The sequence below is a fragment of the Streptomyces sp. RK62 genome, from assembly GCF_018070255.1.
GTDB lineage: Bacteria > Actinomycetota > Actinomycetes > Streptomycetales > Streptomycetaceae > Streptomyces > Streptomyces nigra.
Genome location: NZ_JAGPYD010000007.1, coordinates 19684 through 43269, shown reverse-complemented (window position 1 = coordinate 43269; position 23586 = coordinate 19684). Strand labels below are relative to the sequence as shown.

17 protein-coding genes and 5 tRNA genes are annotated in these 23586 nt (G+C 71.4%); 10 read left to right on the top strand and 12 right to left on the bottom strand.

All coding sequences use genetic code 11. The features are described from left to right. Positions 1–34: 34 nt before the first annotated feature. Together purF and purM are read left to right on the top strand one after the other, a co-directional pair. Entirely contained in the window at positions 35–1564 is a 1530-nt protein-coding gene (gene purF, locus KBY32_RS14735) for an amidophosphoribosyltransferase (RefSeq protein ID WP_055624923.1), read from the top strand. Between the two features lie 32 nt (positions 1565–1596). Continuing rightward, positions 1597–2682: a phosphoribosylformylglycinamidine cyclo-ligase gene (purM, locus tag KBY32_RS14730; RefSeq protein WP_055624924.1), complete on the top strand. Its 1086-nt coding sequence runs from the start codon at positions 1597–1599 to the stop codon at positions 2680–2682. Positions 2683–2757: 75 nt separating this feature from the next. On the opposite strand, the gene KBY32_RS14725 is transcribed toward purM, so the two are convergent. Together KBY32_RS14725 and KBY32_RS14720 are read right to left on the bottom strand one after the other, a co-directional pair. After that, complete coding sequence (locus KBY32_RS14725) at positions 2758–3015, bottom strand: DUF3073 domain-containing protein (protein WP_055624925.1); 258 nt, start codon at positions 3013–3015, stop codon at positions 2758–2760. 316 nt (positions 3016–3331) lie between these two features. Beyond that, positions 3332–4420, bottom strand: a complete 1089-nt coding sequence (locus KBY32_RS14720) for a Glu/Leu/Phe/Val dehydrogenase dimerization domain-containing protein (RefSeq protein WP_055624926.1) — start codon at positions 4418–4420, stop codon at positions 3332–3334. 299 nt (positions 4421–4719) lie between these two features. On the opposite strand from KBY32_RS14720, the gene KBY32_RS14715 reads away from it, so the two are divergent. Together KBY32_RS14715 and bldC are read left to right on the top strand one after the other, a co-directional pair. Continuing rightward, a complete protein-coding gene (locus tag KBY32_RS14715; RefSeq protein ID WP_210980380.1) occupies positions 4720–5562 on the top strand; it encodes a hypothetical protein in 843 nt (280 codons plus the stop codon). A gap of 594 nt (positions 5563–6156) precedes the next feature. Next, positions 6157–6363: a developmental transcriptional regulator BldC gene (gene bldC / locus KBY32_RS14710; RefSeq protein ID WP_003949541.1), complete on the top strand. Its 207-nt coding sequence runs from the start codon at positions 6157–6159 to the stop codon at positions 6361–6363. Between the two features lie 493 nt (positions 6364–6856). On the opposite strand, the gene KBY32_RS14705 is transcribed toward bldC, so the two are convergent. From KBY32_RS14705 to KBY32_RS14675, 7 genes are all read right to left on the bottom strand, one after another. After that, a complete protein-coding gene (locus KBY32_RS14705) occupies positions 6857–7096 on the bottom strand; it encodes a DUF6274 family protein (RefSeq protein WP_210980379.1) in 240 nt (79 codons plus the stop codon). A 230-nt stretch (positions 7097–7326) separates the two neighbouring features. Further along, positions 7327–7401, bottom strand: a tRNA-Asp gene (locus KBY32_RS14700). Between the two features lie 93 nt (positions 7402–7494). Continuing rightward, a complete protein-coding gene (gene hrpA / locus KBY32_RS14695) occupies positions 7495–11496 on the bottom strand; it encodes an ATP-dependent RNA helicase HrpA (protein ID WP_210980378.1) in 4002 nt (1333 codons plus the stop codon). A 102-nt stretch (positions 11497–11598) separates the two neighbouring features. Next, a tRNA-Phe gene (locus tag KBY32_RS14690) sits at positions 11599–11672 on the bottom strand. 24 nt (positions 11673–11696) lie between these two features. After that, positions 11697–11771, bottom strand: a tRNA-Asp gene (locus KBY32_RS14685). Positions 11772–11808: 37 nt separating this feature from the next. Then, a tRNA-Glu gene (locus KBY32_RS14680) sits at positions 11809–11881 on the bottom strand. Positions 11882–11961: 80 nt separating this feature from the next. Continuing rightward, positions 11962–13524 (bottom strand): metallophosphoesterase, encoded by a 1563-nt coding sequence (locus KBY32_RS14675; protein WP_210980377.1) that lies wholly within the window; start codon positions 13522–13524, stop codon positions 11962–11964. A gap of 85 nt (positions 13525–13609) precedes the next feature. Here KBY32_RS14675 and KBY32_RS14670 point away from each other — a divergent pair, with 85 nt between their 5' ends. The 6 genes from KBY32_RS14670 to KBY32_RS14645 all read left to right on the top strand — a co-directional run bounded on the left by KBY32_RS14670 (position 13610) and on the right by KBY32_RS14645 (position 20690). Beyond that, positions 13610–13960: a metallopeptidase family protein gene (locus tag KBY32_RS14670; RefSeq protein WP_007493488.1), complete on the top strand. Its 351-nt coding sequence runs from the start codon at positions 13610–13612 to the stop codon at positions 13958–13960. Positions 13961–14057: 97 nt separating this feature from the next. After that, complete coding sequence (locus KBY32_RS14665; protein WP_115509302.1) at positions 14058–14588, top strand: hypothetical protein; 531 nt, start codon at positions 14058–14060, stop codon at positions 14586–14588. 277 nt (positions 14589–14865) lie between these two features. After that, entirely contained in the window at positions 14866–17007 is a 2142-nt protein-coding gene (locus tag KBY32_RS14660) for a DEAD/DEAH box helicase (protein WP_210980376.1), read from the top strand. Positions 17008–17187: 180 nt separating this feature from the next. Next, on the top strand, positions 17188–19311 hold the full coding sequence (locus KBY32_RS14655) for a VCBS repeat-containing protein (protein ID WP_210980375.1): 2124 nt from the start codon (positions 17188–17190) through the stop codon (positions 19309–19311). A gap of 127 nt (positions 19312–19438) precedes the next feature. Beyond that, positions 19439–19511, top strand: a tRNA-Lys gene (locus KBY32_RS14650). A 204-nt stretch (positions 19512–19715) separates the two neighbouring features. Beyond that, a complete protein-coding gene (locus KBY32_RS14645; RefSeq protein ID WP_247689487.1) occupies positions 19716–20690 on the top strand; it encodes a helix-turn-helix transcriptional regulator in 975 nt (324 codons plus the stop codon). A gap of 34 nt (positions 20691–20724) precedes the next feature. Here KBY32_RS14645 and KBY32_RS14640 read toward each other — a convergent pair whose 3' ends face one another. Genes KBY32_RS14640 through KBY32_RS14630 form a run of 3 tightly spaced genes read right to left on the bottom strand, consistent with a single transcriptional unit; the run spans position 20725 to position 23557 of the window. Beyond that, the gene (locus KBY32_RS14640; RefSeq protein ID WP_210980374.1) at positions 20725–22176 is read right to left on the bottom strand and encodes an NAD(P)/FAD-dependent oxidoreductase; all 1452 of its coding nucleotides are present in this window, start codon (positions 22174–22176) and stop codon (positions 20725–20727) included. Beyond that, positions 22173–23066: a serine hydrolase gene (locus KBY32_RS14635; protein ID WP_247689486.1), complete on the bottom strand. Its 894-nt coding sequence runs from the start codon at positions 23064–23066 to the stop codon at positions 22173–22175. The genes KBY32_RS14640 and KBY32_RS14635 overlap by 4 nt, the downstream gene beginning before the upstream one ends. Continuing rightward, a complete protein-coding gene (locus KBY32_RS14630) occupies positions 23063–23557 on the bottom strand; it encodes a hypothetical protein (protein WP_210980372.1) in 495 nt (164 codons plus the stop codon). Before KBY32_RS14630 ends, KBY32_RS14635 begins: the two co-directional genes overlap by 4 nt. Between the last annotated feature and the right edge of the window lie 29 nt (positions 23558–23586).

The window sequence follows — 23586 nt, the reverse complement described above, 5'->3', positions numbered from 1 at the left end:
GGACCAGTGGTCGACCTCGCCTACACTCGGGGACGTGCCACGTGGTGACGGTCGACTCAATCACGATCTGCTCCCCGGCGAGAAAGGCCCCCAGGACGCGTGTGGCGTCTTCGGTGTCTGGGCTCCGGGCGAAGAGGTCGCAAAGCTCACGTACTTCGGGCTCTACGCCCTCCAGCATCGGGGCCAGGAATCCGCGGGAATCGCGGTCAGCAACGGCTCCCAGATCCTCGTCTTCAAGGACATGGGCCTCGTGTCCCAGGTCTTCGACGAGACCTCTCTCGGTTCGCTCCAGGGTCACATCGCGGTCGGACACGCCCGCTACTCGACCACCGGCGCCTCCGTGTGGGAGAACGCCCAGCCGACGTTCCGTGCCACCGGGCACGGCTCCATCGCGCTCGGCCACAACGGCAACCTCGTCAACACCGCCCAGCTCGCCGAGATGGTCGCCGACCTGCCCAAGCAGGAGGGCGGGCGGTCCCCGCGCGTCGCGGCGACCAACGACACCGACCTGCTGACCGCGCTGCTCGCGGCCCAGGTCGACGAGGACGGCAAGCCGCTCACCATCGAGGAGGCGGCCCACGAGGTCCTTCCGCAGGTGCAGGGCGCCTTCAGCCTCGTCTTCATGGACGAGCACACCCTCTACGCCGCCCGTGACCCGCAGGGCATCCGCCCGCTGGTCCTCGGCCGCCTGGAGCGCGGCTGGGTCGCCGCCTCGGAGAGCGCGGCGCTCGACATCGTCGGCGCCAGCTACGTCCGCGAGATCGAGCCGGGCGAGTTCGTCGCCATCGACGAGAACGGCCTGCGCACCTCCCGATTCGCGGAAGCGAAGCCCAAGGGCTGTGTCTTCGAGTACGTGTACCTGGCCCGTCCCGACACCGACATCGCCGGCCGCAACGTGTACCTCTCCCGGGTGGAGATGGGCCGCAAGCTGGCGAAGGAGGCCCCGGTCGAGGCCGACCTGGTCATAGCGACCCCGGAGTCCGGCACACCGGCCGCCATCGGCTACGCGGAGGCGAGCGGCATCCCGTTCGGCGCGGGCCTGGTGAAGAACGCCTACGTCGGCCGGACCTTCATCCAGCCCTCGCAGACGATCCGCCAGCTCGGCATCCGCCTGAAGCTGAACCCGCTCAAGGAAGTCATCAAGGGCAAGCGCCTGGTCGTCGTCGACGACTCGATCGTGCGCGGCAACACCCAGCGCGCCCTGGTCCGCATGCTCCGCGAGGCGGGCGCCGCCGAGGTCCACATCCGGATCTCCTCGCCGCCCGTGAAGTGGCCGTGCTTCTTCGGCATCGACTTCGCCACCCGCGCCGAGCTGATCGCCAACGGCATGACGATCGAGGAGATCGGCACCTCGCTGGGCGCCGACTCCCTGTCGTACATCTCCATCGACGGCATGATCGAGGCGACCACGATCGCCAAGCCGAACCTGTGCCGCGCCTGCTTCGACGGCGAGTACCCGATGGACCTGCCCGACCCCGAGCTGCTCGGCAAGCAGCTCCTGGAGACCGAGCTCGCGGCCGGTACGGCCGCCACGGCTGCCGCCGACGCGATCCGTCGCCCGTAAGCCCCGTATTTCCAACCGAAAGATCCCAGGCAATGTCTCCTGTGTCAGATCAGTCGGGCACCACCGGTGCCTCCTACGCGGCGGCGGGCGTCGACATCGAGGCGGGCGACCGCGCGGTCGAGCTGATGAAGGAATGGGTGAAGAAGGCGCAGCGCCCCGAGGTCCTCGGCGGCCTCGGCGGCTTCGCCGGGCTCTTCGACGCCTCCGCCCTCAAGCGCTACGAGCGTCCCCTCCTCGCCTCCGCCACGGACGGCGTCGGCACCAAGGTCGACATCGCGCGCCAGATGGGCGTCTACGACACCATCGGCCACGACCTGGTCGCCATGGTCATGGACGACATCGTGGTGTGCGGCGCCGAGCCGCTGTTCATGACCGACTACATCTGCGTCGGCAAGGTCCACCCCGAGCGGGTCGCCTCGATCGTCAAGGGCATCGCCGAGGGCTGTGTGCTGGCCGGGTGCGCCCTGGTCGGCGGTGAGACGGCCGAGCACCCGGGCCTGCTGGGCGAGGACGACTTCGACGTCGCCGGCGCCGGTACGGGCGTCGTGGAGGCCGACCGCCTGCTCGGCGCGGATCGCATCCGTACGGGTGACGCGGTGATCGCCATGGCGGCCTCCGGCCTTCACTCGAACGGGTACTCGCTGGTGCGGCACGTCCTGCTGAACCAGGCCGGTCTGGCGCTGGACGCCCGGATCGAGGAGTTCGGCCGCACGCTCGGCGAGGAGCTGCTGGAGCCCACCAAGATCTACTCGCTGGACTGCCTGGCCCTGACCCGCACCACCGAGGTGCACGCCTTCAGCCACATCACCGGCGGCGGTCTGGCGGCCAACCTGGCGCGCGTGATCCCGGACGGGCTGCACGCGATCGTCGACCGCTCCACCTGGACCCCGGCACCCGTCTTCGACCTCGTCGGCAGGACCGGCCGCGTCGAGCGCCTGGAGCTGGAGAAGACGCTGAACATGGGCGTGGGCATGATGGCGATCGTGCCGTCGGAGTCGGCCGACGCGGCCCTGGCCACGCTGGCCGACCGCGGCGTCGACGCCTGGGTCGCCGGCGAGATCACGGACCGCGGCGAGCACACGACCGGCGCGGAGCTGGTCGGCGACTACGCGGTCTGAGCGGGTTCGACCTGAGGACAGCACAGAACCCGGCCGGTGGCAGAGCCACCGACCGGGTGAGTGCTCACTGCATGGTCAAGCGCCGCGACGGTGTTGTGAAGAAGAGGGACCGTCGTCTTCGTCCTCGTCGTCGTCCTCATAGAGGTCGGCGTATCGAGAGTAGAGATCGTCCTCGTCATCCTCATCGTCCTCGAACGGCTCGCCGTTCGGCGGCTGGCTCGAAGTCGATGCGCCCAGTTCACTGGCCAGACGTGAAAGGTCCGTCCCACCGCTGTTGTACTTCAGCTGGCGGGCGACCTTCGTCTGCTTGGCCTTGGCCCGGCCGCGCCCCATGGCTCGACCCCCTCGGTGACGGGGCTCGACGGCCCCAGAGTCTGACACGCGTTCATGATCCGGAACGGACTCTCCATGGAGAGGCCGATCCGTAGGGCTTCCACGGTACCTGAGCCCGCGCCCATACGGTACGTCGCCCGCAGCACGCGCGTCTGCCCAGGACCTTCGAGGTGCCCTGTCCTCGCTGGTCAACCGCGATTTTAACCACTTATGGGCGGTCGACCCGCCGGTAGAAGTGAGAGTTCTCTCCAACCGCCCACCGGCGGGTACCGCCCGGGCCGTGCCGACGGACCCCGGGTTGCCCGGGCGCGCCGGATCAGCGGGACGCGCGGGCCTCCGCGATCCGCTGCTCGGCGATCCGGTCGGCCGCGGCGGCCGGCGGAATCCCGTCCGCCTTCGCACGAGCGAATATCGCCAGCGTGGTGTCGAAGATCTTCGCCGCCTTCTCCTTGCAGCGGTCGAAGTCGAAGCCGTGCAGCTCGTCGGCGACCTGGATGACACCGCCGGCGTTCACCACGTAGTCGGGCGCGTAGAGGATCCCGCGGTCGGCGAGGTCCTTCTCGACACCCGGATGGGCGAGCTGGTTGTTGGCCGCGCCGCAGACGATGCCGGCGGTGAGCACCGGCACGGTGTCGTCGTTCAGGGCACCGCCGAGCGCGCAGGGGGCGTAGATGTCCAGGCCCTCGACGCGGATCAGGGTGGCGGTGTCGGCGACGGCCGTCACCGAGTCCGGGTGGGCCGCGACGATCCTGCCGACGGCCTCCTCGCGGACGTCCGTGATCACGACCTTGGCGCCCTCGGCCACCAGGTGCTCGACCAGGATGTGGCCCACCTTGCCGACGCCCGCGACACCGACCGTGCGGTCCCGCAGCGACGGGTCGCCCCAGCGGTGCTGAGCGGAGGCGCGCATGCCCTGGTAGACACCGAAGGCGGTGAGCACCGACGAGTCGCCCGCGCCGCCGTTCTCCGGGGAGCGGCCGGTCGTCCAGCGGTTCTCGCGCGCCACCACGTCCATGTCGGCGACATAGGTGCCGACGTCGCACGCGGTGACGTAGCGGCCGCCGAGGGAGGCCACGAACCGGCCGTAGGCCAGCAGCAGCTCCTCGGTCTTGATCTGCGCCGGATCACCGATGATCACGGCCTTGCCGCCGCCGTGGTCGAGCCCGGCCATGGCGTTCTTGTACGACATCCCGCGCGCGAGGTTGAGGGCGTCGGCGACGGCCTCCTCCTCGGTCGCGTACGGGTAGAAGCGCGTACCGCCGAGGGCGGGGCCCAGAGCGGTCGAGTGGATGGCGATGACGGCCTTGAGGCCGCTGGCGCGGTCCTGGCAGAGCACGACCTGCTCATGTCCCCCCTGGTCCGAGTGGAACAGGGTGTGCAGGACGCCGTGTGTTACGTCGGTCACTGTGGTGACTCCTGAGTACGGGCGGCGATCGGAGCTGAGCTCCCGGGGGACCCCCGCGCTTGTGGCAGTGGGAGCCCGCGGGTGCTCGAGCATGAGATTAGACCTCCGGACACCCGGTGAACCCGCAGTGCTCGGGATCACCTCCTCCCGGAGTACAGCCGTGCGACGATTTGCATGGATTTCCCGCTCTTTCATCAGCGAGTTCTCAGCCAGTTCTCGGTGGCTCCGCACCGGCTTCCCGGCCGGTGCCGAGCGGGTTCCGGAGGTTTTCCCGGCGGACGGAGGGGGAGGGAGCAGGCGTGCCCAAGGTGTCCTCGGTGATCGTCCCGTACGCGACGTACCTGCGGGTGTACGAGCCCCTGGCCGCCTTCCCCGAGCCGGAACGCGGCCACTGGACCCGCTACGCCCGCCGCCCCGACCGTCCCTCGTACCAGGACGAACTGCGCCGCTCCCTGGCCGACTTGCTGCCCACGCCGCCCGTGCCCGTGCCGGTCCACGAGAGCAGCGACGCCTTCGTGCTGGAGGTGGACGGGGTGGTGTGCGTGTGCCCCTGGCGGACCCGGCTGCGCGGCTGGCAGGCGCTCGGGGAGCTGGGCGACGAGCTGCCGGCGCCGGTCCTGGACGCGGTCCTGCCGGAGGTCGTACGGCGGCAGGCGGCGCAGGACTACGAGCGCTGGCTGGCCCGCAACCCCGACGCGCGCCCGTGGATCCGCACCTCGACCTGGCAGGTGCCGCTGCACTGGTTCGTGCTGGTGTCGGACGGTGAGCGGCGCTTCGACAAGGGCTCCGGCGACGTGCCGCCGATGCTGCGGTACCAGACGCCGATGGTGGAGGCCCGGCGCCGGGTGGCGCGGGCCCTGCGGACGCTGAAGGAGACCATCGACGAGGGTCCGCTCATCGACGGGCTGCTGGACGTCGGCCGCTGGCTGGAGGAGTTCCACCCGCGTTCGCTGGTGGAACTGGACTACGGCGGCCTGGTGCACGCCCTGCCGGCCGGCGAGCTGGAGGGCGACCACTCGGCCGCCGACGTGGCCGAGGGCATCGAGGCGCTGCGGCTGGGCGACGGCGCGGCGGCCGGGGAGGCGTACGGGCGTCTCGTGGAGCGCTGGCGGTCGGTACGGGACCGGCGGTCCGCGAACTGAACGGCCCCCGCAGCGCGGGCCGGTGTGACGTAGCACACCACTGAGGCCATCGCGGGCCAGGTGGCATCCCCTTTGTAACGAACTGGCGTTTGACGATCCGCCCGTTTTGGGGTTTCGTGCTCGCTCTGGGTACCTGATGTCTCGTCAACATGGGGCGTAGGGCGCGATCCGGGCGTATGTCACTGGATCCCGCCAATTCGTCCAAGCGTGACGGACCGCACGTACACGGCCCTTGCGTCCCTAACCCCCCCTCGTGCCAAAATAGGACAAGGAGTCCGGGGAGGACTCCATCTCGACATTGCACGCTTTGGGGGGTCTTGGGACTCCTGGACGCCACTGTGACTGATCGTCACAGTGGCGTGACTGTCCGCTATGACATGGTCCATCGGCTTCCGTCGCTGATGAACACCTGGAGGGGCAATTCCATCGGTTTGGCCGACGCGGCTGGACAGATGGTGTAGTTGTAGTGCCGAGGACAAGCCGTTCGTCCTATAACCGACTCGACTCGCGTCCGCCATTTCGGGCAACGCGGGTCAAGGTGCAGAATTTAGAGGAAAGAACCGAGAAGGTTCGGTTCTCCCGAGGAGGCCGCTCATGACCGCTCGCACCCCTGATGCCGAGCCGCTGCTGACCCCGGCTGAGGTCGCCACGATGTTCCGCGTCGACCCCAAGACGGTCACGCGGTGGGCGAAGGCCGGGAAGCTCACTTCCATCCGTACGCTCGGCGGTCACCGCCGTTACCGCGAGGCTGAGGTCCGCGCTCTGCTCGCGGGCATTCCGCAGCAGCGCAGCGAGGCCTGAGCTCTCGCAATACCGGGCAAACCGGCGGTTCCCCCAACTCGCCGCGGCGCCCGGACCTAGCTCCAAGCGACGCGGGTTCTGCCCCAACAGAGCCCACGCCCAAGCCGTCAGAGCACTTCAGGCACGCAACAAGGGTGCGTCGTAGATCGCGCTGGACTCCGCCGGGTCCAGCGCGATCTTTTTTGTGCGCCCGCGCGCGCCCGCCCCGTGAGCCTGTGGGTGGCCTTGTCGAAGTCTGGGGAGCGCTGTCGGATCGTCTGTGCGGCCGGCCCCGGACGGTCGCTCGGAGTGGCCGGGACGATCGTTGAAGCTGGTGCAATTGCACATATTAAATTGACCCGTTGTAGGCGGGGCGTAAGCGCCGGGCTTCCAGAAACTCATTCGGTGACACCCGTCACATGCCGGGGTGCTTGTTGCCTCTGTCCTATGTGCGCTAAAGGGAGCGACGGGTTCCAGAAGCCTCTGGTGCGGCCCGAGTTGACGACGGCGGTGGTCAGGCGGGGGACGGTGTCTCCTCCGGGGCCGCCTCGTCCGCGGCGGGCCGGGCGGCGCCGGGCGTGTCGGACGTCCCGGAGACGCCGGGAGCGCCGGCAGCACCGGGCCCGCTGTCGAGGGCCAGCCGCAGCAGCCGGTGGCAGATCGGACAGTGCCGGGTCAGATGCCGGTAGGAGGTGGCGGCCGACAGGTGCGCGCGGAGCAGGGCTCGCGTCTCGTGCCTGGTCGATGCCGCCATACGCCACCTCCGCCGGGGGCCAGCCGAAAAGGGCCCTGAGTTCTGGGTACCGAGCGAATGTGACTCCGTCAAGGCGGCGTGGACGGCCGCGGGGCGGGCGTCGCCCCAGAAGCCCCCCACGTCCCTCCGGGCCCTCCAGGGCGGCGCAGAAGCCCGAGAGGGGCGGCCGCGCGGATCGTACGAGCCCACGCGAAAGGCCCGCCCCCTCGACGGGGACGGGCCTTCACTTGCGGTCCTGACGGGATTTGAACCCGCGGCCTCCACCTTGACAGGGTGGCGAGCACTCCAAACTGCTCCACAGGACCAGATTTTGCGGCGCCATTCGTGCGTTGCGCTGCGAGAAGAGACTGTACAGGAGGGTGAGCCCCGGGTCGAACTCACCCTGTGTGCAGCGTCCGTCACGGCGCCAGCGCGTCGATCGCCTTCACGATCCGCTTGTCGGAGATCGGGTACGCCGTCCCCAGCGCGTGCGCGAAATAGCTGACCCGCAGCTCCTCCAGCATCCACCGGACGTCGAGCACCGCCTGCGGCACCGGACGGCCCTGCGGCATCTGCTCCAGCAGCCAGGCGTACTCGTCCCGCATCTCGTGGACCTTCTCCATGCGCGTCGTGTCGCGCTGGACGTTCGTCGGCATCTGCTGCAGCCGGCGGTCCACCGCGATCAGGTAGCGCATCAGGTCGGGCAGCCGGCGCAGCCCCGCCTCGGTCACGAAGCCGGGCTTCACGAGGGCGTCCAGCTGGGCCCGCACATCCGCGAGGTTCGGCAGCAGGGCCGGGCTGCGCACGCCCTTCAGACGGCGCTCCGCGGCCTGCCAGGCCGCCAGCACCTGCTGGACCTGCCCCACCGCGCGCACCGTCGTGTCGACGATCTCCGCGCGCACCTTGTCGTACAGCTTCCGGTACGACTCCTCGTCCCAGGCCGGGCCGCCGAAGTCGGCGATCAGCCGGTCCGCCGCCGCCATGGCGCAGTCGTCGAACAGCGCCTGGATCGACCCGTGCGGATTCGCCGACAGACCGAGCTTCTGAGCGTTGGTCAGCTTTTCGGACGCGAACTTCGCCGGGTTCACCGGGATGTTGCGCAGGATCAGGCGGCGGGTGCCCTTCCACATCGCCTGCTGCTGCTCCGCCTCCGTGTCGAAGAGCCGCACGGACACCGTGTCGCCGTCGTCCACGAGCGCCGGGTACGCCTTCACCGGCTGCCCGGCCCGCCGGGTCTCGAAGACCCGGCTGAGGGTGCCGATCGTCCAGTCCGTCAGACCCGAGCGCTCCAGCGACTCCCCGCCCTGCCGGGACGCGGTCGCCGCGGCGGCCTGGGAGAGCGCCTTGCGCGCCTTCGGCTTCAGACGCAGCTGCAGCGCCTCCAGGTCCTTGTCCTCGGCCAGCTTGCGGCGCCGCTCGTCGACAATGCGGAACGTGACGCGCAGATGCTCGGGGACCTTCGCCCAGTCGAAGTCGTCCGCGGTGAACGGCACGCCGACCATCCGCTTCAGCTCCCGGGCCATCGTCACCGTCAGCGGCTCCTGACCGGGGACGGCCACCTCGAGGAACCGCTTCGCGAAGTTCGGCGCCGGCACGTAGTTGCGGCGGATCGGCTTCGGCAGCGAGCGGATCAGCTCCGTCACCAACTCCTCGCGCAGCCCCGGGATCTGCCAGTCGAAGCCCTCGGCGGTGACCTGGTTCAGCACCTGGAGCGGGATGTGGACGGTCACACCGTCCGCGTCCGCGCCCGGCTCGAACTGGTAGGTCACCCGGAACTTCAGCTGCCCCTGCCGCCAGGAGTCCGGATAGTCGGCCTTGGTGACCGCCTCGGCCGACTCCCGGATGAGCATCTCCCGCTCGAAGTCCAGGAAGTCGGGCTGCTCCTGCCGCTTGCGCTTCCACCACGAGTCGAAGTGCGCCCCCGACACGACGTGCTCGGGGACCTTCTGGTCGTAGAAGTCGAACAGCGTCTCGTCGTCGACGACGATGTCCCGGCGCCGGGCCCGGTGCTCCAGCTCCTCGACCTCGCTGAGCAGCCGGCGGTTGTCGGCGAAGAACTTGTGGTGCGTACGCCAGTCGCCCTCGACCAGGGCGTTGCGGATGAACAGCTCCCGGCTGACCTCCGGGTCGATCCGGCCGTAGTTCACCTTCCGCTGGGCGACGATCGGGACGCCGTACAGCGTCACCTTCTCGTACGCCATCACGGCCGCCTGGTCCTTCTCCCAGTGCGGTTCGGAGTACGTCCGCTTCAGCAGATGCCCGGCGAGCGGCTCGACCCACTCCGGCTCGATCTTCGCGTTGACGCGGGCCCACAGCCGGGACGTCTCCACCAGCTCCGCCGACATCACGAACCGCGGCGGCTTCTTGAAGAGCGCCGACCCCGGGAAGATCGCGAACTTGGCGTTGCGGGCGCCCAGGTACTCGTTGCGCCCGCCCTCCTTGCGCGCCCCCGGACCGGAGTCCTTGGACTCCTTCACGTCCTTCATGCCGATGTGCGACAGCAGACCGGCGAGGAGGGAGACATGGATGCGGTCGGCGGGAGCGTCGTTCTCGTCGAGATGGATGCCCATCTGCTTCGCCACGGTCCGCAGCTGGCTGTAGATGTCCTGCCACTCGCGGATCCGCAGGAAGTTCAGATACTCCTGCTTGCACATCCGGCGGAACGACGACGAGCCGCGCTCGCGCTGCTGCTCACGGATGTAGCGCCACAGGTTCAGATAGGCGAGGAAGTCGCTCGTCTCGTCCTTGAACCGGGCGTGCTGCTGGTCGGCCTGGGCCTGCTTGTCCGCCGGGCGCTCGCGCGGGTCCTGGATGGACAGCGCGGCCGCTATGACCATGACCTCCCGGACACAGCCGTTGCGGTCGGCCTCCAGGACCATCCGGGCCAGACGCGGGTCCACGGGGAGCTGCGCCAGCTTGCGGCCGGTCTCGGTGAGCCGTTTGCGGGGGTCCTTCTGCGCCGGGTCCAGCGCGCCCAGCTCCTGCAGAAGCTGCACACCGTCACGGATGTTGCGGTGGTCCGGCGGGTCGATGAACGGGAACTTCTCGATGTCGCCGAGGCCGGCCGCGGTCATCTGCAGGATGACGGAGGCGAGGTTGGTGCGCAGGATCTCCGCGTCGGTGAACTCCGGCCGGGCGAGGAAGTCGTCCTCGGAGTACAGCCGGATGCAGATGCCGTCGGACGTACGGCCGCAGCGGCCCTTGCGCTGGTTGGCGCTGGCCTGCGAGATCGGCTCGATCGGCAGCCGCTGCACCTTGGTGCGGTGGCTGTACCGGCTGATCCGGGCGAACCCGGGATCGATGACGTACTTGATGCCCGGCACGGTCAGGGACGTCTCCGCGACGTTGGTCGCCAGAACGATCCTGCGCCCGGTGTGCGGCTGGAACACCCGGTGCTGCTCGGCATGCGAGAGCCGGGCGTACAGCGGCAGCACCTCGGTTCTCTGCCAATCAGCGCCTCCGGCGCGGGGGTACTTCTTCTTCTCCAGCGCGTCCGCCGTGTCGCGGATCTCGCGCTCACCCGAGAGGAAGACGAGGATGTCGCCCTTCCCCTCGCCCATCAGCTCCTCGACCGCGTCCGTGATCGCCGTGATCTGGTCGCGGTCGGCGTCCTCGGAGTCCTCCTCCAGCAGCGGGCGGTAGCGCACCTCCACCGGATACGTCCGGCCGCTGACCTCGACGATCGGGGCGTCGCCGAAGTGCCGTGAGAAACGCTCCGGGTCGATGGTCGCCGAGGTGATGACGACCTTCAGATCCGGCCGCTTCGGCAGCAGCTGCGCCAGGTACCCCAGCAGGAAGTCGATGTTGAGGGACCGCTCGTGGGCCTCGTCGATGATGATCGTGTCGTAGGCGCGCAGCTCGCGGTCCGTCTGGATCTCGGCGAGCAGGATGCCGTCCGTCATCAGCTTGACGAAGGTGGCCTCCGGGTTCACCTGGTCGGTGAACCGCACCTTCCAGCCGACCGCCTCGCCCAGCGGGGTGTCCAGTTCCTCCGCCACCCGCTCGGCGACCGTGCGCGCGGCGATCCGGCGGGGCTGGGTGTGCCCGATCATGCCCCGGACGCCGCGGCCCAGCTCCATGCAGATCTTCGGGATCTGCGTCGTCTTCCCGGAGCCGGTCTCACCGGCGACGATCACGACCTGGTGGTCGCGGATCGCGGCGGCGATCTCGTCCTTCTTCTGGCTGACGGGCAGCTGCTCCGGGTAGCCGATCGCGGGCACGCGGGCGCGCCGCGCGGCGATGCGCTCCTCGCCCTTGGCGATCTCCGCCTCGATCTCGGCGAGCACGGCGGCCCGCGCCTCGGGCTTACGGATCTTGCGCGCGCCCTCCAGCCGCCGGCCGAGGCGCTGCGCGTCACGCAGCGACAACTCGGTCAGACGGGGGGCGAGGGCGCCGAGGGCGGGGGCAGGGTGCGTAGACATACGCGATCCAGGATCTCATCCCGTCGAAAACCATGGCGAATGCTTTTGTCCCGGCGGGGCACGTCGAAGCCCCCGTCGATCACTCGACGGGGGCTTCACCTGTGGCTGGGGCCGGGGTCGAACCGGCGACCTATCGCTTTTCAGGCGATCGCTCGTACCAACTGAGCTACCCAGCCGTGAGGGTCTTGCGACCTTCACTGCGGTCCTGACGGGATTTGAACCCGCGGCCTCCACCTTGACAGGGTGGCGAGCACTCCAAACTGCTCCACAGGACCTTGCGATGCGTGCAACAGTGTCGCACACCGTACTGCGTGCCCCCAACGGGATTCGAACCCGTGCTACCGCCTTGAAAGGGCGGCGTCCTAGGCCGCTAGACGATGAGGGCTATCGGCCCGCCTGGGCGCTTCTCAGCGCGTCGGGGACGTGAGAAGCATATGGGATGCCGGGAGGTATCGCCAAAACGGTTTACGGGCTCGTGCCGGGCGACGCGCTCTCGCCGTCCGGGGCGCCCGGCTGGTTCTCCTCCACCAGGTGCCGCCGCACCTCGGCGGTGGTCAGCCCGAGGCCGCCGAGTTCGATCTCGTCCCACGCCTGCAGCCGCCGGGTGTCGCGGTCGAAGTAGAGGATCGAGGTCTGGATCGGGTCGGGGTGCTTTCCCTCGACCGCACGCAGCCCGCTGCCGCCGGTGGAGCCCTCGGTCCGCAGCCTCGTGCCGTACGGCAGCACCTCGGTCGTCTGCTGGTGGATGTGCCCCGCCAGGGCCAGCGGGACCTCGCCGTCCGTCTTGCGGGCCGCGATCGGCTCGTGCGCGACCGCCACGTCCACGGGGGTGCCGGCGGCCTTCTGGTCGCGCAGGGCGCTGGCGAGCCGGGCGCCCGCCAGCTCGTTGGCCGCGTCGCCGCCGGGCGCCTGGGAGCGGTCGGGGGTGAACTGGGGGTCGCCCGTCCCGGCGAAGCGCAGCCCCCTGATGGTCACGGCCTCGCCGTCGTCGAGGACGTGGACGTTCTTCAGGTCCTCCAGATAGCTCTGGGTGACCCGGGAGTCGTGGTTGCCGCGCACCCAGACGTAGGGGGCGCCGAGGTCCTCGATCGGGTCGAGGAAGCCGTTCTCGGCGGCCGTGCCGTGGTCCATGGTGTCGCCCGAGTCGACGATCACGTCGACCTTGTACTGCGCCACCAGCGAGGCGATGATCTTCCAGCTCGCCGGGTTGAGATGGACGTCCGAGACGTGCAGGACGCGGATGGTGGTCGGGTCAGGGGCGTAGGCGGGGAGCGTCGAGGTGGCGTCGTAGAGCTTGGTCACATTGGTGACCAGACGGGCCAACTCCTTCTGGTAGACGTCGAATTCGGTGACGATGCTGCGCGCGTTGCCGACCAGGGACGGGGCGGAGGACAGCAGCCCCGAGAACTTCGGCTCCAGGACGGACTCCGGGTTCCAGGTCGCGTACGCCGTCCCGCCGGACGCGGCCAGCAGGGTCAGGGCGAGCCCGCCGGCGGCCAGGGCGCGGCGCGGGCGCCGGTACACGACCAGGCCGAGCGCGGTGGCACCGGTGACGACGGCGACGACGCTGCGCAGGGCGAGGTCGAGGGTGCCGTCGGTGACGTCCTGGGTGACTTCCTCCTGGAGGCCGGAGAGGCGTTCGGGGTGGTCGACAAGGGCCTGGGCGCGCTCGGGGTCGAGCTGGTCGACGTTGACGTCCAGCCGGACGGGCGCGATGTGGCTGGCGAACTGCAGTGCGCCGAGCGGTGAGACGTTGATCTTGGTGCCGCCGGTGAGGGAGGGCCGCAGCGTCATCGTGGTGTTCATCGGGCCGACCGGGACGCGCACATTGCCGACGACGAGCAGACCGAGCCAGGCGCCGACGAGGACGACGGCGACCAGACCGAGGGCGCGCGTCCAGGGGTGGGGCTGGGTGACGAGCTCGGGCTCGGGGTGCGGTCGGCGGGTGGCGTAGCGGTCGGCGAGGGCACGTGGTGCCCTGGGGAGATGTCCGAGAACTTTCGTGATCGCGACGGGGACGCGGGGCATTGGTGCCGTATGCCCATGTCCGGCCCCGGGTATGCGGGGCCGCCGGCGGCTCCTCGGGGGCGGTGCCGTGCCTGACAATGGGGTTGTGCTGGAGATGACGCGCGAGGAGTTCGAGGAACTGGTCGCCGAGGCGCTGGACCGGATCCCGCCGGAGCTGACGCGGCTGATGGACAACGTCGCGGTGTTCGTCGAGGACGAACCGCCCGCCGACGACCCGGAGCTCCTCGGGCTGTACGAGGGGACGCCGCTGACCGAGCGGGGCGAGTGGTACGCCGGGGTGCTCCCGGACCGCATCACCGTCTACCGGGGGCCGACGCTGCGGATGTGCGCGTCGCGGGAAGAGGTGGTCGAGGAAACCGAGGTGACGGTGGTGCATGAGATCGCCCACCACTTCGGGATCGACGACGAGCGGCTGCACGCCCTCGGCTACGGGTGAGACACGGGCCCGCGGGGCCCCGCGCGGCGCGTGTCCTCTTGTGGGCGGCGGGAGTTGGGCAGGGCGACTTCTTCGCCCGCCCTTGGAGGTGGCTCGCGTGCGCCCTCTGTACGTACCTGTCCGACTGGCCGCGACGGCCGTGGCCGTGGCCGCCGTCGCCGGCTGTATGAGCGTCGGTGACGACGGCGGAGGGGGGAGCGCCAAGCCGTCGCACTCCGCAGGGCAGCGCGGCGGCGAGGCGCCGGACGGCGGGCCCGCGGGGACGGGCGGCGGGTCGGGGTTCGGCGCGCACGCGGACGTCGACGGCAAGCGGGGGAAGAAGAAGGGCAAGGACGCCGGGAAGAAGTCCCGGAAGTCCGCCGATCCCTCCGACTCGCCGTCCGCGCGGGCGAGCGCGTCGCGGCCGGCCGGTCCCGCGCAGCCCGGCGGGACGGAGGGGCCGGGGCCCACCCGGACGGCCGAGCCGGAGCCCACCCGGACGGCGGAGCCCGAGCCCACGCCGACGCAGGATCCTGTGACCCCGACGCCGACGCCCCCGCCGGCGGAGCCGTCGTCGTCGGCGCACGAGGACACGGCACCGCAGCTGGTGCAGCGCGAGCCCGCCCCGGAGGCCCAGGCGCCCGCGTGATCTCCAGGGGGAGGGGTGTGCGGGGGACCGGCCGGGGGGCCGGTGGGGGTGGTCGGCGAGTGACGTTGCCTACATGGTTGACGGTCGGTTTGCCTTGGGGGGTGAGGGGTGCGTATGGTGGTAGATCGTTTGATCCCATTTGCCCGGCGCCACCACAGAGCGCGCCGTGTGGCGCGTACTCTCCCTTGCCGTGGCTGACCGCATTGAGGCGGTCTTATTGCGAATCACGGAGTTGACGGGCGCGTGCCGACGAGACTCCGGAAGGTTTCGCATACGCATGTCCATTTCCAGTACTGATCACGTCGTCGTGCCCGAGAACGACGAGAACGAGCCCGTCGTCGAGGCGGCCCCCGAGGTCACCTTCGCCACGCTCGGTCTCCCCGAGGGCGTCGTGCGCAAGCTCGCGCAGAACGGCGTGACCACCCCCTTCCCGATCCAGGCCGCGACCATCCCGGACGCCCTGGCCGGCAAGGACATCCTCGGCCGCGGCCGCACCGGCTCCGGCAAGACCCTCTCCTTCGGCCTGCCGACGCTCGCGCGTCTGTCCGGCGGCCGCACCGAGAAGCACAAGCCGCGCGCCGTCATCCTCACCCCGACCCGTGAGCTCGCCATGCAGGTGGCGGACGCCCTCCAGCCCTACGGCGACGTCCTCGGCCTGAAGATGAAGGTCGTCTGCGGCGGCACGTCCATGGGCAACCAGATCTACGCCCTCGAGCGCGGCGTCGACGTCCTCGTCGCCACCCCGGGCCGGCTGCGCGACATCATCAACCGCGGCGCCTGCTCCCTGGAGAACGTCGAGGTCGCCGTCCTCGACGAGGCCGACCAGATGTCCGACCTGGGCTTCCTGCCCGAGGTCACCGAGCTGCTCGACCAGGTCCCGGCGGGCGGCCAGCGGATGCTGTTCTCCGCCACGATGGAGAACGAGATCTCCACGCTGGTCAAGCGCTACCTGAGCAACCCGGTCACGCACGAGGTCGACAGCGCCCAGGGCAACGTCACGACCATGTCGCACCACATCCTGATCGTGAAGCCCAAGGACAAGGCGCCGGTCACCGCCGCGATCGCCTCCCGCAAGGGCCGCACGATCATCTTCGTCCGCACCCAGCTGGGCGCCGACCGTATCGCCGAGCAGCTCGTCGAGGCCGGTGTGAAGGCCGACGCGCTGCACGGCGGCATGACGCAGGGCGCCCGTACCCGGGTGCTGGCGGACTTCAAGGACGGCTACGTCAACGCGCTCGTCGCCACCGACGTCGCCGCGCGCGGCATCCACGTCGACGGCATCGACCTGGTGCTGAACGTCGACCCGGCCGGCGACCACAAGGACTACCTGCACCGTGCGGGCCGCACCGCGCGTGCCGGCCGCACCGGCACGGTGGTCTCGCTCTCGCTGCCGCACCAGCGCCGTCAGATCTTCCGTCTGATGGAGGACGCGGGCGTGGACGCCTCGCGCCACATCATCCAGGGCGGTGCCGCCTTCGACCCGGAGGTCGCCGAGATCACCGGCGCCCGCTCGATGACCGAGGTCCAGGCCGAGTCCGCGGGCAACGCCGCGCAGCAGGCCGAGCGCGAGGTCGCCCAGCTCACCAAGCAGCTGGAGCGGGCGCAGCGCCGTGCCACCGAGCTGCGCGAGGAGGCCGACCGGCTGGTCGCCCGGGTCGCCCGTGAGCGCGGGGAGGACCCCGAGGCCGCGGTGGCCGAGGCGCAGGCGGCGGTCGCCGAGGCCGTCGAGGTCTCGGTCCCCGAGCAGCCGGCCGCGCAGGACGTGGACCGGACCGAGCGCACCGAGGCTCCGGCGCCGTACGAGCGCCGGGACCGTGGCGGCGACCGTGGTGGTTTCCGCCGTGACGACCGCGACCGTGGTGGCCGTTCGTTCGAGCGCCGTGACGACCGCGGCGGCTTCAACCGTGACCGTGGCGACCGCGGTGGCGACCGTGGCGGTTTCCGCCGGGACGACCGGGGTGACCGTGGTGGCGACCGTGGTGGCCGTTCGTTCGAGCGTCGCGACGACCGCGGCGGGTTCAACCGTGACCGTGGCGACCGCGGCTTCGAGCGCCGTGACGACCGTGGCGGCGACCGTGGTGGTTTCCGCCGTGACGACCGCGGTGACCGGGGTGGCGACCGTGGCGGGCGTTCGTTCGAGCGCCGCGACGACCGTGGTGGCCGTTCCTTCGAGCGTCGTGACGACCGCGGCGGTTTCCGCCGGGACGACCGCGGTGCCGGCCGCTCCTTCGAGCGCCGTGACGACCGTGGCGGCCACCGGGGCAGCGACCGCCCGTTCAACCGCGACCGCCGCGACGACCGTCCGGGCTTCCGCTCCGGCGGCCACGAGCGTCCGTACGGCCGCCGTGACGACCACCGGGGCACCGGCTCCTCGTTCGGCCGCCGCGACGACAAGCCGCGCTGGAAGCGCAACGGCTGACGCCGACTGATCACCGAAGGGCCCGTACGACTCACGTCGTGCGGGCCCTTCGGCGTTCCCGGACCAGGGTGACGGTTGTTAAGATCCGCTGCCTTTGATGTGCATGTCATGAGTGGACGCGGCCGGGGGACCACGCACGGCCGCCGCCCCGCATGCGCCCTTTTCCCTGGGGAGGGACCCTTGACCCGGCGCGCCCGGATCACCACGACACTCGCCTGCCTGGCCGCCCTCGGCGCCGGCACGCTGACCACGGCGGGGACCGCGACCGCCGACACCACACCGACGCCGATCCGGACGGACGGCGTCTGGGGGATCGACTACGCGGGCGGCTTTCTGACCACCGTCGAGAACACGCCCAGCGGCAGCCAGTGGGTGATCGGCCGCGACATCTCGGCGGACGGCTCCACGGTGCTGGAGCAGACCAGCAGGGGATACGCCGACGCGTACGCGGACGGCAGCCGGATCCAGCGGGTGCCGTGCGAGGCCGGGCCGCGCGGCTGTGTGCCGATGCGCTCCACCGGCAACGGCTGGGTCGGCTACTTCCTGGAGAACGCCGCCGGGCAGCAGGTCGCGCAGCTCCGCCTCACCGAGAACTCGCTGAGCGGGACGGACGAACCGAAGGTGACCGGCGGCCGCTTCGTCGACGCCACCGGCCGCTACTACGTCTACAACGCCTCCTCCACCGGCAAGCAGTACGTCGACGCGGTGAACGCCTACCGCACGCACGACGTCCGGCGCACGCGCGCCGTCACCGCGGCGTCCGTGTGGGGTTCGATCCTGTGGACGCCCGGCACGGGCGACGGGGCCGTCACGGGCTACGACCTGGAGGCGAGGAAGACTGTCCAGACCCTCGCCACGGGCGCGCCCTGCACCGTCAAGGAGCTGCAGGTCGTGGGCCGGTGGGTCTACTGGAACTGCGGCCCGACGGGCGCGGCCGGCGTGTACGACCGTACGGCGAAGAAGACCGTGAAGGTGCCCTCCGGACCGGCCCTCGTCGGCGACGGCTACCTCGTCCGGCACGACCGGACGGCCGGCAAGCTGATGCTGACGGACTTTCACACGGGCACGGCCGCGCCCGAGCGCGCCGTCGCCGACCTGCCCGCCGGCACCACGGCCGACCAGCGGCGGCTGTCCTGGACGGTGGACAAGTTCGGCGGCGACATCGCCTACGTCGGCCAGGACAAGGCCATCCGGATCGTGCCGAGCGACGTCCCCGCGCAGCCGCTGGCGAAGATCGAGTCGGACGTGGACAGCGACGTCGTGGATCCGTCGGAACGGGCCGGAGTCCCGTACTGGGACAGCTTCTGGCAGCTCAACCGGCCCGCGCACTGGACCTTCACGGTGAAGGACGACCAGGGGCGCGTGGAGCGCACGATCAAGGGCAGCGGCGCGTCCGTCGAGGTGGAGTGGGACCTGAGGTCCGACACCGGCGCCTTCCTCTCCAACGGCCGCAAGACCTGGACCCTGACGGCCACGCCCGAGGAGGGCGGCGCCGGGTACGGCACGAGCGGCACACTCGGCTACACCGGCGGCCTGCAGGGCCACCACGACCAGGGCGGCTACCGCTACGGCGAACTGGTCACGCTCAACTCCTCCGGCGGGCTGACCCTCCAGTACACCGAGGGCAAGGGCACCTTCGACTTCAAGCGGTCCGCGTCCGGCTGGCCCTCCGGCACCGTGGCCGTGCCCTTCGGCGACATGGGCAAGGACCGGTGCGCCGAGATGCTGGTGCGCATGCCGAACGGCGAGCTGCGCCGGTACGCCGGCAAGTGCGGTGCCTCGTACACCCCGTCGAGCAGCCACACGTCCCTCGGGACCGGCTGGAACGCGTACGACGTCCTCACCGCGCCCGGCGACCTGACCGGTGACGGCCGGGTCGACCTGCTGGCCCGCAAGGCGTCCACGAAGGACGTCTACGTCTTCGCCAACGACGGCGCCGGGAAGCTGAAGGCGGGCGTCAGGATCCGCTCGGCGTGGACCGGCTACACGAAGATCGTCGGCGCCGGAGACCTGACCGGCGACGGGCACGGCGACGTCCTCGCCCGCGACAAGGCCGGGACGCTGTGGCGCTACGACGGCCTGGGCGACGGCAGGCTGAAGGACCGCGTGAAGGTCTTCAGCGACTGGGGCGGCTCGTACAACGCGATCGTCGGCGTCGGCGACATCACCGGCGACGGCCGCGACGACCTCGTGTCCCGGGACACCGCGGGCAACCTCTACCGCAACACCGGCGACGGCAAGGGCTCGTTCGGTTCCCGGGTGAAGATCGCGAGCGGCTGGCAGGGCTACCAGGGCCTCTTCTGACCCCGCCCCGCACCGGGGTGGGCGCCCCGTCCGACGGCCGCGCCCACCCCGCCGACCGGCCCGTCACCCCGATACCCGATCGGCTCGACGGCCACGTGCGGCTATGCTCGGGGTGGCACCATCGCCTGGGCCCTTAGCTCAATTGGCAGAGCAGTGGACTTTTAATCCATTGGTTGTGGGTTCGAGTCCCACAGGGCCTACGGCCACGCGGCGTCCGGGCCGGCTTCGGCCGGCCGGGGCGCCGCGTCCTTTTCGTCCCGGTGGACGGTCCAAGTCGCCCACAGGGCGCACGGGTTAAACTCCAGGCCACGAAACGGCCTGGCTCCGGGGCGGGACCGACCATCCCGTCCGTCGCGCGCCGGCCGGTCGGGTGGCGTAACGGGGGCGACGCGATGGGATCGGACATGTCTGGGCTGGGGCTCTCCGCCCCCGAAGAGGCCGTGTACCGGCACTTCCTGCGGAATCCGGACACCTCCGACGACGAGATCCACACCCTGCTGGGACTGGACCGGCGCGAGGTCGACACGAGCGTGCGCCGGCTGTGCACGCTGGGGGTGCTGCACCGGACCGGGCCGGGCGCGCTCGCGTCCGCCGACCCGGAGACCGCCGTGGAGCGCCTCACCGACCTGTGTCTGCGGGAGCTCCACCGGGAGCTCGCCCGGGTCACGCAGGCCCGGCACCTGGTGTCCGAGCTCCGCCAGGAGCAGCCCCGGGAGGCCGCCTCCGCGCCGCGCGTCGAACGGCTGGCGGACGTCGAGCGCATCCGGGCCCGGATCGACGACCTCGCCTTCTTCGCGCGCGAGGAGATCCTCTCCGTCGAGCCGTACGTCGAGCTGACACCGGAGAACATCGCCCACGCCCGCCCGCTCGACCAGCGGTGCCTGCGGCGCGGGGTGCGTATCCGCAGCGTCGTGCCGGGCACGGCGCTCGGCCATCCGCCCACCGCCGGGTATCTGCGCGAACTGTCCTCGCGGGGCGCGCAGATCCGGGTCGCGCGGACCGTCACCGAGCGCGTCCTCGTCTACGACCGGAGCACCGCCCTGGTGCCGGTGGACCCGGACGACACCGCGCGCGGCGCGCTGCTCGTCCGGGAGGAGGGGCTGGTCGCCCAGTTGCTCGCCCTGTTCGACAAGATCTGGTGCGACGCCGACCCCCTGCCGCGCCTCGACGAGAACGGCGACGACCGCGATCGTCCGACCGAGCTGGAGCAGCGGGTGCTGGAGTCGATGTGCCGGGTCAGCAAGGACGAGGTCGGTGCCCGCGAACTCGGCATCTCCGTGCGCACCTATCGGCGCCATGTGGCCGACCTGATGCAGGTGCTCGGCGCGGCCGGACGCCCGCAGGCCGCTCTGCTGGCCCGCGAGCGCGGCTGGATCTGAGCCCCGCCGGCCGCGGGACGGCCGTACCCCTCGTTCATGACGCGGGCGTGAGTGCCGGGGCCGTGCGGATGCCGAACTCGTGCCGCAGCGCGGAACGGGCCGCCCAGTAGCCGGACATGCCGTGCACGCCGGGCCCGGGCGGGGTGGACGCCGAGCACAGGTACACGCCGGGCAGCGGGGTGCGGTAGGGGTCGAACCGGGGGACGGGGCGCAGCAGCGACTGGGTGAGCGTCATGGCTCCGGCCAGGATGTCGCCGCCGACGTAGTTCGGGTTGTACGTCTCGAGGTCCGCGGCGGTGACGGCCCGTTCGGCGAGGATCGTGTCCGTGAAGCCGGGGGCGTGCCGTTCGATCGCGGCCCGGATCATCGGCAGCGGATCACGGGTGTCGCCGTTGGGCACATGGGCGTACGCCCACACAGGCCGTCGGCCCCGGACTTCGCGCGAGGGGTCGGTGACGGCGGGGTCGACGAGCATGACGAACGGTTCGGCGGTGGGGACACCGCGGGCCGCGAGGGTCTCCTGCCGCAGCATCGTGGCCCGGGTGCCGCCGAGGTGCACGGTGCCGGCGCGGCCGACACCGGGGTCGCGCCAGGGGACCGGTGCCGAGACCAGGAAGTCGGCCTTGGCCGCGCCGGGGCCGTACCGGAAGCGCGCCAGGGCCTTCGCATAGCGGGGCGGCAGCCCCTCGCGGGCCAGGGAGAGGAACCCCTTGGGTGCCACGTCCAGCAGGACGGCCCGGGTGCCGCGCACCTCGCGGAGGTCGGTGACGGGGGCCGCGGTGTGGATCCGGCCGCCGTGGGCCTCCAGATCGTCGGCGAGCGCGCGGGCGACGACGCCGCTGCCGCCCCTCGGGAGCGGCCACCCCGTGCTGTGGGCGAGGTGGCCGAGCAGCAGGGCCGTGGCCCCGGAGGCCAGGCTGGGCAGCCGTCCGACCGCGTGCGCGGCCACGCCGGTGAGCAGCGCGGCCGCCTCCTCGGTCGCGAACCCGTGGAAGGGCCCGCCGTGCCGCAGGACGCGGGGTGCCAGCAGGGCCGGTGCGGCGAGGTCGGCAGGCAGGGACCGTTGTCCGGACAGCATGAGGTCGACGACGCCGGTGCTGTGCGCGGCCAGCGGCTCCATGAGCCGGCGCCACCGGGTGCCGTCGGCGCCGAGCCCGGCACAGGTGGCGTCGAGGTCGCGGTGGGCCAGGGCGGCCGGCCGGCCGTCGAGGGGCTGGGCGTAGGCGACCGGGGGGTGGAGGAGGTCCACGCCCCGGTCGGCCAGGCCGAACGCACGGAAGAACGGCGAGGCGGCGGCCATGGGATGGACGGCGGCGCAGAGGTCGTGCACGATCTCTGCGTCGAACAGGGATGCGGTGCGCAGCCCGCCGCCGATGTCCTCGGCGCGTTCGCGGATCTCGACGCGAAGCCCCGCGCGGGCCATGGTGACCGCGGCGGCGAGCCCGTTGGGGCCGCTGCCGACGACCGTGACGTCGACGTCCGTCACAGGGCCGGCCCCTCGGTCCGTTCCCGGTCCTCCGTGGCCTTCTTCGCCTCGGCCAGCAGCTCCAGTCCCACCTTGTCCGTCCGTGCCGGACGGCCGCCGAGCCGGTGCACGACCGCCCAGGTGGTGGTCCCGGGCAGGGCCCCGACGAAGGCCGAGGCGTCCCGCGTCGCCCCGTTGTGCCACCACAGCGCGCCGGCCCGCTGCCAGGACAGCGCGGGCTCGCCGAGCGTCCGGTCGACGAGCAGGCCCTTCACGAGCTCGGCGACGGCCCGGGGTGTGGCCCACAGCCCGCCCGCGGGCAGGATCGGCCCGGTCATGGTCCAGGGGGCGCGGGGCCGCCCGAACAGCCCGCGGGCCGTCAGGGTCCGATGGGCGGGCGGGTCTGCGGTGACCTCGTCGACGCCGAGCGGTGCGAGGACGTGCCGCCGCAGCAGTTCCTCGTACGGGCCGCCGCCGGCCGCCTCCAGGGCGGCCCCGAGGACCGCGTAGCCGAGGTTGGAGTACTCCTCGCCCGCGCCCGGCGCCCGCACGGCGAGCGTGTCCAGCCGCCGGAGCACATCGCCGAACTCCTCGGCGCCGAAGCCCGCGTACGGGTCACGGGGGTCGGCCGACGACAACTGAGGGGGCAGCCGGGGCAGCCCGGAGGAGTGGTCCGCGAGCTGCCTCAGCGTGATCTCCGATCCGGCGGGAACGGCCGGAAGCCATACGGTCAGCCGGTCGTCCACGGACAGCAGGCCCGCGTCGGCCAGGCGCGCCAGCAGGGTGCCGGTGAGCGCCTTGGTGACGGAGCCGATCTCCACGTACGCGTCGAGGGCGTGGCCGCGCTCGGTCCGGACACGGCCGGTGCCGGAGATCGCGCACAGGGGGGCGGGGCGGGTGAAGAGGCTCATCCGTCCAGCCACTTCCGCAGCAGTGCCTGCCGCTCGGACGGCTTCGGGGCGGTGTCGCCGGCACCCCGCCGCCATTCCATGAGGGCCCGGGGGGACGCGCCGCCGTCGACGAACCGGGCCAGCAGCCGCTGGGAGAGGTCGAACTCCTCCTGCTCGTACGCACCGGCGGCCGCCGCGTACACGCCCAACTCCTCGGAGCCGGCGGCGGTTTCGAGTCGCAGCAGCATCGGCTCGGGGTCGCCCGTGCCGCCCATGGCCGCCGTGAGCACGACCTCCACGGCCAGCGCCAGGCGCCGGCGGGAGGCGCTGCGCACGAGGGCGCCCTCGACGGTGGCCGAGCGCAGGTCCTCCCAGGCCCATGTCCGGTGGTCCCCGGCTCCGTCCGTCTCCACGCCCTTCTCGGTCAGCCGGACGCCGAGGGCGTCGGTGCCCGGCGGGGCACCCACGTACACCTCGTCGGTGGTGATCCAGAACAGCCCGACCATGGTCACGGGCGACTCCCCTTCGCGTCGTACGTCCT

What these genes read in the sequence shown, in the direction of transcription:
- KBY32_RS14660 (WP_210980376.1), top strand. Translation starts at nt 14,866, where the DNA reads ATGTCCATTTCCAGTACTGATCACGTCGTCGTGCCCGAGAACGACGAG.
- purM (WP_055624924.1), top strand. Translation starts at nt 1,597, where the DNA reads ATGTCTCCTGTGTCAGATCAGTCGGGCACCACCGGTGCCTCCTACGCG.
- KBY32_RS14675 (WP_210980377.1), bottom strand. Translation starts at nt 13,524, where the DNA reads ATGCCCCGCGTCCCCGTCGCGATCACGAAAGTTCTCGGACATCTCCCC.
- KBY32_RS14645 (WP_247689487.1), top strand. Translation starts at nt 19,716, where the DNA reads ATGTCTGGGCTGGGGCTCTCCGCCCCCGAAGAGGCCGTGTACCGGCAC.
- KBY32_RS14635 (WP_247689486.1), bottom strand. Translation starts at nt 23,066, where the DNA reads ATGAGCCTCTTCACCCGCCCCGCCCCCCTGTGCGCGATCTCCGGCACC.
- bldC (WP_003949541.1), top strand. Translation starts at nt 6,157, where the DNA reads ATGACCGCTCGCACCCCTGATGCCGAGCCGCTGCTGACCCCGGCTGAG.
- KBY32_RS14705 (WP_210980379.1), bottom strand. Translation starts at nt 7,096, where the DNA reads ATGGCGGCATCGACCAGGCACGAGACGCGAGCCCTGCTCCGCGCGCAC.
- hrpA (WP_210980378.1), bottom strand. Translation starts at nt 11,496, where the DNA reads ATGTCTACGCACCCTGCCCCCGCCCTCGGCGCCCTCGCCCCCCGTCTG.
- KBY32_RS14725 (WP_055624925.1), bottom strand. Translation starts at nt 3,015, where the DNA reads ATGGGGCGCGGCCGGGCCAAGGCCAAGCAGACGAAGGTCGCCCGCCAG.